At 42.2% G+C, this 11,208-nt stretch carries 8 protein-coding genes; 6 read left to right on the top strand and 2 right to left on the bottom strand.

The window, feature by feature from the left end; translation table 11 throughout:
- Positions 1-304: 304 nt before the first annotated feature.
- Positions 305-1,312 (bottom strand): LacI family DNA-binding transcriptional regulator, encoded by a 1,008-nt coding sequence (locus GVO60_RS21880; RefSeq protein WP_023584789.1) that lies wholly within the window; start codon positions 1,310-1,312, stop codon positions 305-307.
- 78 nt (positions 1,313-1,390) lie between these two features.
- The gene (locus tag GVO60_RS21875; protein ID WP_031431310.1) at positions 1,391-2,494 is read right to left on the bottom strand and encodes an ABC transporter ATP-binding protein; all 1,104 of its coding nucleotides are present in this window, start codon (positions 2,492-2,494) and stop codon (positions 1,391-1,393) included.
- Between the two features lie 217 nt (positions 2,495-2,711).
- On the opposite strand from GVO60_RS21875, the gene GVO60_RS21870 reads away from it, so the two are divergent.
- The 6 genes from GVO60_RS21870 (at position 2,712) to lamB (ending at position 10,921) form a co-directional block, all read left to right on the top strand.
- Complete coding sequence (locus GVO60_RS21870; protein ID WP_031431312.1) at positions 2,712-3,947, top strand: extracellular solute-binding protein; 1,236 nt, start codon at positions 2,712-2,714, stop codon at positions 3,945-3,947.
- Positions 3,948-4,043: 96 nt separating this feature from the next.
- Positions 4,044-5,348, top strand: a complete 1,305-nt coding sequence (locus GVO60_RS21865) for a sugar ABC transporter permease (protein ID WP_031431314.1) — start codon at positions 4,044-4,046, stop codon at positions 5,346-5,348.
- A 4-nt stretch (positions 5,349-5,352) separates the two neighbouring features.
- Positions 5,353-6,195, top strand: a complete 843-nt coding sequence (locus GVO60_RS21860) for a sugar ABC transporter permease (protein ID WP_025789580.1) — start codon at positions 5,353-5,355, stop codon at positions 6,193-6,195.
- 16 nt (positions 6,196-6,211) lie between these two features.
- Positions 6,212-7,444: a glycoside hydrolase family 53 protein gene (locus tag GVO60_RS21855; protein WP_031431316.1), complete on the top strand. Its 1,233-nt coding sequence runs from the start codon at positions 6,212-6,214 to the stop codon at positions 7,442-7,444.
- Positions 7,444-9,510: a beta-galactosidase gene (locus tag GVO60_RS21850; protein WP_031431318.1), complete on the top strand. Its 2,067-nt coding sequence runs from the start codon at positions 7,444-7,446 to the stop codon at positions 9,508-9,510. The genes GVO60_RS21855 and GVO60_RS21850 overlap by 1 nt, the downstream gene beginning before the upstream one ends.
- 148 nt (positions 9,511-9,658) lie before the next feature.
- On the top strand, positions 9,659-10,921 hold the full coding sequence (lamB, locus tag GVO60_RS21845; protein ID WP_031431320.1) for a maltoporin LamB: 1,263 nt from the start codon (positions 9,659-9,661) through the stop codon (positions 10,919-10,921).
- The last annotated feature ends 287 nt before the right edge of the window (positions 10,922-11,208 follow it).

The raw sequence follows: 11,208 nt of genomic DNA, 5'->3' as shown, positions 1-11,208 counted from the left end.
TTTGAGGCCACTAATGACCCGAAGATGGCTAGTGTTTTTAGGGTATTGTTCATCGTTTCACCGTTTTTATATATTCACGTTTTGATTATTTTTAAACGTAAATAATATAGCAACGGATTTTAGAGTTGAGGTGATGTATAAAAGTGTTAGTGATTATTTTTATAAGGTGATTTACGTAGTTGTGATTTTGGATAAATTATCTAAGTAAATTTACTTAGATAATTGTGATTATGATCCATCTACAAATTTATTAAGTCAATTTTATCATCCGTGATGTATTGAAGAATCATAAATTAGCTCGCAGTTAGTTAATTTTAAAACTGTCTCGCCATATGAATTCATGACCAAATAAAACAGTCTTGTTATATTTCCGACCACTCATTTTTTCAATAAACATATCAATGGCAACTTCTCCCATTTCAAATGGAAACAGTCGCATCGTAGTCAGGCTTGGACTCATATGTCGGGCTGAAGAGATATCATTGGTGCCGATGACTTGTATATCCCCTGGAATGGTTAACCCGGCCTCATAAATGGCGCGATAAACACCAACGGCTACCATATCTGTCGCAGCGTAGACCACGTCGGGAAGTTCATCGAGTTGTAGCATTTCTTTCATTGCTTGATACCCCGACTCGATGCAATAATCTTTACTCACTTTACATAGCGCATCGTGATACAAGCCGTTTTCTTTGGTGATTTTACGAAAAGTATGTAAGCGCTCCTCGTTATTGCCAATAAAAGCAGGTCGTTTACAACGGCTTTTCAGTACATTTTGCATAACGTCATTGGACAATGCCAACCGGTCAATTAAGACTGCATCGGTTTTGCTACCTAAAGGATTTGAGTCAACAAATATAATATTGTGGTTAGCTTGATATAACGTATCTACAACATGTTTGGAGAAATGTCCGACTGCAATGACAGCTGGAGCGTTTTTTATTAGATTTATATTGGTATCAATCTGGTCTAAATGTAGTGTTCTTAAATCGACGCCTTTTTCTAAGCAACGATTTTGAATGCCAGCACGAATAGAAGTGAAATACGGGTCGTCTATTTCCTGTGTCGGAGTCAAAAAGTTCAACATAACAACATCACGTACGCCAGTTGGCTCATTCGTTTTGGTTACTTCATGATGAACAAACTGTTTTTTACTGCGTTTAGGGGATTGATAGCCAAGAGACTCTACTGCCTCCAAAATGGCCCGTTTTTTGTCTTCACTTACAGACAAAGTAGGGTCGTCGTTAAGAAAGCGAGAAATAGTGGAAGTAGAAATCTTCGCTCTTTGTGCAATGTCTTTAAGTGTAGCCAAAAGATTACCCTATATTGTTTTTATCGGACAGCTCTATCATGCCAAAGAGCATATTGAATGCTCTTTGGCGTTAAAACGTTAATGCGTTGATTGTACAGAATCAAATGTAATGGCGTTTCCATCAGGTTCAAAAATGTGTAAATGGGAAGGTGATGTAAATAGCGAAATTGACTCGCCAGACTGTACTTGTGTGTCCCCATGATGAAGGTATTTGAAGTCATCCACGCCGCCACATTGGCCAAAGATGTAAGTCATGCCTCCCAGTCTCTCGACCACTTCACATTGGAATGCAAGTGTGATCATATCTGGATTTGTCGTGAGGTGTTCTGGTCTAATGCCTAACGTTAGATTTTTACCTATTTCAACCTGAGCTGTTTTTATCGGTAAAGTGATTGAATGACCCACATCCATACTCACTGTTAAGCTCGTTTCATCCCAAGCTTCAACGGTACAAGGAAGAAAATTCATTTTAGGCGAGCCAATAAATCCGGCAACAAATCTGTTAACAGGGTTATGGTAGAGATCCATTGGTGAGCCAACTTGCTCAACTTTACCATCACGAAGCACGACGATTTTATCTGCTAATGTCATGGCTTCGACTTGGTCGTGCGTTACGTAGATCATGGTTGACTTAAGTTCTTGATGTAGCTTTGCAATATGTAGACGCATATCCACACGTAATTCTGCATCAAGGTTTGATAGAGGCTCATCGAATAAAAACACTTTAGGATCTCTCACGATAGCACGACCGATAGCAACGCGCTGACGTTGGCCTCCTGACAGTTGGGCTGGTTTACGATCGAGCAGATGTTCTAACTGCAGAGCTTTACCGACCAACTGCACTTTTTTATCTCGTTCTTCTTTAGGTACTTTGTTTACTTTTAGTGAGTAACCCATATTTTCTGCAACAGTCATATGTGGGTATAGCGCATAAGACTGGAACACCATCGCCACCCCTCGTTCTGATGGTGGAGTGTCGTTAACGACATTGCCCGAAATAGATATTGCTCCATCACTGATGTCTTCCAGACCGGCAATCATACGCAAGAGCGTTGATTTGCCACAGCCCGATGGGCCAACAAACACCACAAACTCACCTTCTTCTATCGACAAGTTTACGCTGTGAATGGTTTGGGTATCGTCAAAACGTTTTACGACATTGGATAATTGGATCGAAGACATTTTAAATTCCTCTTAAATGATAATAAATAAAGTGTGTGATCTAATTCGTCTTTTATTTAGTAAATTTTATTTTTACTTGTTTGTTTTATCACAATAACTACTAGATAACGTGATTAAAATCACATCAATGAATAACCTGTATGGAAAAAATAACACAAAGGAGCATATTTGCACCATAAATTTTATTTTTTACCAAAAACGAAAGGCGTGAAATTTTATGGATAATAATAAATTTAGTAAAAAACTATCTGCTCTCGCAGTTACTGCTCTATTTTGTTCGCCGATGGCGTTGGCGCAGCAGTCCTTATTAGTCTGGGAAGACATTCAAAAGTCTTTTGGTAATGAAGAAGCGGTCGCAGCGTTTGAAAAACAACACGATGTGAAAGTGAACGTGCTTGAAATGCCATATGGCGGTCAGGTCGAATCGCTACGAATGGACGGTCCGGCGGGCACTGGTCCTGACGTCGTCTTGATTCCACATGATCAGATTGGTGGGGCGGTTATCCAAGGTTTACTTGCTCCAGTTCAGGTCGATAAAGTCGTTACCGATACATTTAGTCAATCTTCTATTAACGCATTGACTTACAATGGCGTGCTATACGGTTTGCCAAAATCCGTTGAAACCGTATTTATGGTTTACAACAAAGATCTTATTTCTGAACTGCCAGAAACGATGGGCGAAATATTTGAGCTGTCTAAGAAGTTTCGCGAAGAAAATAAATACGGTTTGCTGGCTAAATGGGATGAGCTTTATTACACCTACGGAATTTTAAACGGTATGGGTGGTGATGTTTTCGCTAAAAAAGACGACGGCTCGTACGATCCTAATAAAATATTACTGAATACTCCAGGGGCAGTAGAAGGCGCGAAATTCATTCAGAAGTTCTATGACTCTAAAGTATTCCCTACAGGCATCATTGGTAATAACGGGCTTAATGCTATCGATTCACTATTCACGTCGGGCAAAGCAGCGATTGTTCAAACTGGTCCTTGGGCGCTCCAGCCTTACAAAGAAGCAGGGATCAACTACGGTGTAGCCCCTCTTCCAAAATTGCCATCTGGTGAGCAAATGGGCTCATTTATGGGCGTGAAGAGCTACAGCATTTCCACTTTCTCGAAAAACAAACCTTTAGCTCAAGAGTTTATTACGTTCGTCAATAATTATGATAATGCCAAGCGCCGCTTTGAGCTAACTGGAGAGGTTCCGGCAGTGAAAAAATTGGTGGACGATCCTGTTATCAAGAATGACCCAGGAGCAAGTGCTGTAGCGATGCAATCCATTCACGCTACGTCTATGCCTTCCATACCAGAAATGAACGAAGTGTGGGGCCCTGCAAACAGCGCGCTTCAGTTGATTGCAACCAATAAACAAGATGCGAAAAGTGCACTCGACTCTGCGGTAGACAGCATCAATATGCAAATCGAAGCTAACCACGCAATGATGGGTCAATAATTCAAAGATATTGTTCTGGCGAAAGCAATTGTCGGCCCTAGTTACTCGTCTGGGGCTGACAGACGCCAGAAGTTTTCCGAAATGGAGTTGTAAGTGATGTCTGACATGAGTGAACATTTTGAGCATAACTCGGGGCTATATCGATCCCAACGGTTTACTGCCTCCTTACTTGCGCTAATTCCTGGCTTTGGCCAGTTTTATAACCGACAGTTTGTAAAAGGCATGATGTTCTTCATCCTGCTAACAAGTTTTTATGCAGTAACTCGTGATTTTATTTCCCACGGTATGTGGGGTCTTGTAACACTTGGCGAAAACCTACCAGAGGACAACTCAGTTTTTTTACTTGCAGAAGGTATTATTGCTTCGCTAGTGGTGGTATTTGGTTTAGCGGTTTATGTACTCAGCATTAATGACGCCTACAAAAACGGTCAACGGCTTGATGAAGGCCGTCCATTGAACTCACTGCGTGTTCAGTATCGCAATGTTATCAATGCTGGCTTCCCGTATCTGATGATAAGCCCGGGTTTTATCCTTTTAGTCTTTGTTGTAGTGTTTCCGATCATCTTTGGTTTTGCGATTGGTTTTACTAACTATAACCTTTACAACTCACCGCCTGCGAAGCTGGTTGACTGGGTTGGATTGAAGAACTTCTTCAACATTTTCCAAATTAACTTGTGGCGTAACACCTTTATCGATGTGTTGCAGTGGACAGTCGTTTGGACATTAGTTGCATCAACATTGCAATGTACAGTCGGGGTTCTGTTGGCGATTCTGGTTAACCAAAAAGACCTTAAATTTAAGCCTCTGATCCGTACAATCTTTATTCTTCCTTGGGCGGTACCCGGCTTTGTTACCATCCTTATTTTTACCGGGATGTTTAACGACAGCTTTGGTGTCATCAACAATGTTATTCTCGACTTCTTTGGTATTGAGCCTAAAGCTTGGCTGACAGACCCATTCTGGACGAAAGTCGCGCTCATCATGATCCAAACCTGGTTAGGTTTCCCATTTGTATTCGCCATGACAACGGGGGTTCTACAGGCGATCCCTAACGATCTTTATGAAGCTGCGACGATGGACGGTGCAAGCAAATTTCAGCAGTTAAGAACTATCACTTTACCGCTGGTTCTGTACTCAATCGCTCCAATTTTGATTACTCAATACACGTTTAACTTTAACAACTTCAATATTATTTATCTGTTTAATAATGGGGGCCCTGCAGTCATTGGTAGTAACGCGGGCGGCACCGATATCTTGGTGTCATGGATTTACAAACTGACGATGTCTTCATCGCAATACGGTATTGCATCTGCCATCACTTTATTACTGTCGATTTTCGTTGTGGGCATTGCTCTTTGGCAATTCCGTATGACCAAGTCATTCAAAGAAGAAGCGAGATAGAAAGATGAGTATTAAACGAAGTAATCGCATCCGATTGACATTGAGCTACGGCCTGATTCTGTTGGTTTCAGTAATCATTATTTACCCGCTAGTGTGGACAGTTGGCGCGTCATTTTATCCGGGTAACAGCATTATGGGTGAGTCCATTTTCCCGGATAACCCGACGTTAAGTCACTACGCAACGTTGTTTGCTAACGACAAAGTAGCTTACCTGACCTGGTTTTGGAACAGTCTGAAAATCAGTTTTTTGACGATGGTTCTCACACTTATCAGCGTGTCATGTACGTCATATGCGTTCTCACGATTTCGTTTTAAGGGCAGAAAAAATGGCTTAATGTTGTTCCTCTTATTGCAGATGATCCCTCAGTTTTCAGCACTGATCGCTATCTTCGTATTAGCGCAGATGTTGGGACTGATTAATAGTCACTTGGCATTAGTACTTGTTTATGTAGGCGGGATGATTCCTATGAACACCTATTTAATGAAAGGGTATTTAGACGCGATACCGAAAGACCTTGATGAGTCGGCAAAAATGGATGGCGCAAGCAATATACGTATTTTTCTGGAAATTATATTGCCAATTTCAAAACCAATTATTGCAGTAGTAGCATTATTCTCTTTCACCGGACCACTTGGCGATTTTATTCTCGCGACAACGATATTAAGAACGCCTGAAAATTATACTTTACCTATCGGTTTATATAATTTGGTCGTAGAGAAAATGGGTGCAAGTTATACCACATATGCAGCAGGTGCTGTGCTTATATCAATACCTGTGGCGCTTCTTTATTTATCACTACAAAAATACTTTGTATCTGGCTTAACGGCAGGTAGTACTAAAGGCTAATAATAGAGAGAAAGATATGAACACAAAATTTAAGGTTGCACTTATTAGTGCGGCAGTGGCTTTGGCTGGCTGTCAATCTGTAAACTCTTCAAATAGTAATAGCGCTGATATTAATACTGGCTCGGATAATGTTGTTATAACTGCTCCACAATTAAGATCAGACTTTATCCGTGGAATGGATATTTCAATGCTACCTGAAATAGAAAAGCTAGGTGGTAAATATTATGAATCTGGTGCTGAAAAAGACCTGGTTAAAATATTAAAAGATAATGGTGTGAACTCTATTCGCGCACGTTTGTGGGTTGACCCGACGTCAGCCACGGGTGATGTATTCGGCGGTGGTAACAATACCTTAGAGCGCTCAATTGAGCTTGGTAAACGTGCACAAGAAAATGGCATGTCTTTCCTGCTTGATATCCATTACAGCGATTTTTGGGCTGACCCTAAAAAGCAACAAAAGCCTAAAGAGTGGGAGCAACTTACGTTTGAGAACCTAACACAGAAAGTCTACGACTATACAGCAGAGGTGATGAAAGCACACCAAGCTGCGGGTGTCGTGCCAGACATGGTTCAAGTTGGTAACGAACTGAATGGTGGCATGCTTTGGCCTGAGGGTAAGAGTTGGGGTCAAGATGGTAAGGAATTTGACCGTCTATCACTGCTTTTAAAAACCGGCATCCAAGCGGTGCATGACAACGACAGTGGTAAAGACATTCAAATCATGTTGCACCTCGCTGAAGCAGGTGATAACGGTCTTTTCCGTTGGTGGTTTGATGAAATAACCCAACGTGGTGTCGATTTTGATGTGATTGGTATGTCTTACTACCCGTGGTGGCACGGCCCAATCGATAAAGTAAAAGCCAATATGAATGACGTCATCAGTCGCTACAACAAGCCCGTCGTCCTGGTCGAAACGTCTTTCCCGTTTACCACGGAAAATGGTGATTCGTTAGGTAATAGCTACTCCGAGGCGGGGCCGATAGAGGGATACAGTGTGTCAATCGAGGGCCAGGCGCAATACCTGGCTGACATCATGACGCTGCTGAATGAACTGCCTAACGAACAAGGTCTAGGGATCTATTACTGGGAGCCAGCATGGCTACCAATTGATGGTGCAACTTGGTCCACGGAAGCGGGCATGGACTACAGTGGGGACAAATGGGACATGGGCAACTCATGGGAAAACCAAGCACTGTTTGATTTTGAAGGTAACACACTACCGTCATTGAAAGTATTTAAAGGTCAATAATGAACAATAAAAAACACATCATTCCCAAGATAAAAGGCTTGCTCCATGGAGCAGATTACAACCCTGAGCAATGGTTAGACAGACCAGATATTCTAGCCAAAGATATTGAACTGATGAAGCAGACGAACTGTAACGTTATGTCAGTCGGTATCTTCAGTTGGTCTGCTCTTGAACCTGTTGAAGGTGAGTTTCAGTTTGAATGGCTCGATAACGTACTGGATAACTTGGCAGACAATGGGATTTCTGTATTTCTAGCGACACCAAGTGGTGCGCGTCCTGCCTGGTTGTCTGAACGATACCCTGACGTCCTTCGAGTCAACAGCGCACGTGTTAAACAACTGCATGGAGAACGTCATAACCATTGTTACAGCTCACCGAATTACCGTGAGAAAGTAAGCATCATGAACGCTAAATTGGCTGAACGTTACAGTCAACATCCTGCGGTGATAGGCTGGCACGTTTCAAACGAATATGGCGGCGATTGTCACTGTAATTACTGTCAGGAAGAGTTTCGTTTGTGGCTGAAAAACAAATACGGCTCTCTATACAATCTTAATAAGCTGTGGTGGAGTGCGTTTTGGAGTCATACTTACACCAGTTGGGAACAAATTGAATCACCATCTCCCGTTGGTGAAAACTCCGTTCACGCACTGAAGTTAGATTGGAAACGATTCTGTACTGACCGCGTCTCGAACTTCTGTGAGCACGAGATTGCACCGCTCAAGGCGATTAATCCTGACCTGCCTACGACGGCAAACTTCATGGAGTACTTTTACGACTACAACTATTGGGAATTGGCAAAGTCAATTGATGTTGTTTCTTGGGACAGCTATCCGCTTTGGCACCGTGACAGCGATGAAGTTGCGCTCGCTTGCTATACCGGGATGTACCATGATTTGATGCGCACACTGAAAAACCAGCCGTTTTTACTTATGGAATCAACCCCAAGCCAAACCAACTGGCAGCCAATCACTAAGCTCAAAAAAGACGGTGTCCATCTGCTTTCATCATTGCAAGCAGTGGCTCATGGCTCTGACTCTGTTCAGTACTTCCAGTGGCGAAAAAGCCGCGGCTCTGTAGAGAAGTTTCATGGTGCGGTGATTGACCACGTTGGTCATGCAAATACTCGTACTGGTCGAGAAGTGACAGCCGTCGGTGAGTATCTTAAACAAATTAATGATGTGGCGGGAACGAGCACGCAGGCCGAAGTGGCGATCATTTTTGATTGGGAAAACCGTTGGGCAATGGATGATGCTTCAGGTCCTCGCAATGAAGGCATGCACTACGAGCAAACCGTGTGTGACCATTATCGAGGTTTTTGGCAGCAAGGTATTAGCTGCGACATCATAGAGCAGCTATGTGACTTTACTCCTTATAAGATCATTGTTGCACCTATGCTGTACTTAATAAAACCTGGTGTAGCAGAACGTCTGGAAGCGTTTGTCGAGCAAGGCGGAACGTTAGTCGCGACTTACTGGAGTTGCATCGTTGACCAGAATGATCTGTGCTTTCTGGGTGGCTTCCCTGGCGGAGAAGGCAGCCCATTGCGCCGCACGTTGGGTATTTGGGCTGAGGAGATTGATTCACTCTATGACCATGAACGCGTATTGTTTGAAATGGAAACGCATTCTGGTTTTGGCTTCAGTGGTGAATTTAAGGCCAAGCACTTAATGGAACATATTCATTTAGAGACGGCAGAAGCTTTGGCTTATTACCGCGAGGATCTATTTGATGCTTGCCCGGTCATTACTAAGAACCAGCTTGGTAAAGGTTGTGCTTACTACATCGCTGCACGTACAGAGACAGAGTTTAACGAGTTGTTTTACATCTCTCTTGCTAATTTACATGGCATTCGCAAGCCAATTGAAAACGTGCCTTACGGAGTGTCAGTGACAACTCGTGAAGACGAACAGTCTCGCTATTTGTTCATTATGAACTTTTTGAATGAGCAGCGAGATTTGAAAGTTCCGCACGGGAATTGGATAAATGCAAATACAGGTGACGATATTAAGGAGAATATTACACTTCAACCCTATCAAGTCATCGTTATCAAAAATAATAAATAACTATCCCGCCTGATTATTTAGGCGGACAATAAATAAAAATATTTAAAAATGAGATGAAATTCATCTTAAGGGTAAGTATTGCCTAAATAAAGGATATGGAGATATTTACCCAGCCAATAACTCAAAAGTAATACAAAAGGAAATTAAAATGAAAAAAGCTACATTGACAGTCGCTATTTTAGGTTCTCTATTCGCCACTCAAGTTTCAGCAGTCGATTTCTACGGTTACGTACGGGCTGGTTTGGGAGCCAGTGCTGATGGAGGCGGTACCAAGGGCGGAGATGAGTTTTACAAAACGACATTGGGTCGCTTGGGCAATGAGTTTGACACTTATTCGGAAATTGGATTAGGCCGAGAGTTATTCAATGCAGATGGTCGTTCAATGTACTTTGAAAGTATGTTTGAAATGTCATCGGACGGAAACCTAGAGTCTGAAAATAGTAAAGATGACAGTGCCAACTTTGGAATTAAGCAGTTGAATGTTCAAGCGAAGGGTTATATTCCTGCTTCACCTGATGCCGTTATCTGGGCTGGTAAACGCTTTTATCAACGTCATGATATACACATTATAGATACCAAGTACTGGAATATTTCTGGCTACGGTGTGGGCGTTGAAAACATCAAGTTAAATACCGGTGCGATTTCAGCAGCGGTTATCCGAGCGGATAATGAGTTGGCCGAGTGGGATGATACTGGCAACAAAACGAGTTACGGAGATCTGAATACTTACTTCTTAGATTTACGTTACGCTGGCTTTAGCCCATGGGAAGGCTCCTGGACTGAATTCGGTGCTGACTATGCAATGGTTAACCCAACGGATGAGCAAGAAGACGCCGCTGAAAACTTCGATAACGGTTTAATGTTAACGGCTGAACTTAGTCAGAGTTTCGCATTGGGGTACAACAAGTTTGTGCTCCAATATATGGATAAAGGACTTGCACAGAACGCTATCTCACAAGGTGGTGGCTGGTATGACATCTGGAGTGGTGATGTCAGTGATGCAAAAGGCTTTCGTTTTATCAGTACTGGTGATTTGAACTTAGGCGAAAATGTCGTGATTAATCATGTGTTAACTTACGGTAACGTGAAAGACCATGGAGATAGTCTCGATAAGGAAGAGTTGTTCTCATTTGTAGCTCGTCCAACCTATAACTGGTCTCCATACAACAAGACAATGTTAGAGGTAGGCTACTTTGACCAAGACAAAACTTGGGATTCAGGCTATGAAGATAAGTTTAGCGGTACAAAATTCACTATTGCACACGCTATCTCAACCGGTGAATCTTTCTTTGCTCGTCCAGAAATTCGATTCTTCGCGACATATTTGAAAGACAACGAGGGTGACTCTTTTGACAACAATAAGAGTAACGACACCATCAACTACGGTGTGCAAGTCGAGGCCTGGTGGTAACCAATAAAAATTGCCATTTTACTACTTAGATAGGCCTGTTTAACTCCATTCTGGCCTATCTCAAGCTTAGGCTTGAAACGCTTAGTAGTGTGCTCTTAAAGTGGGTCATATTTAACCGGGGAGCGGTATGGCGATATTATCATTTTAGGAGCTTTTTTTAGAAATTACTGTACCGTCCTAAATAAGGTTGACACATTTCCAAAATGAAATTGGAGAGTGTCATGAAATCAACAAGTAAACGAACCCAACGAGATTATTCTCTTGCTTTTAAATTGACGGTTGTTGAC

Source organism: Vibrio atypicus, from assembly GCF_009811315.1.
Taxonomy (GTDB): Bacteria; Pseudomonadota; Gammaproteobacteria; order Enterobacterales; family Vibrionaceae; genus Vibrio; species Vibrio atypicus.
This window is presented reverse-complemented; position numbering and strand designations above follow the sequence as displayed.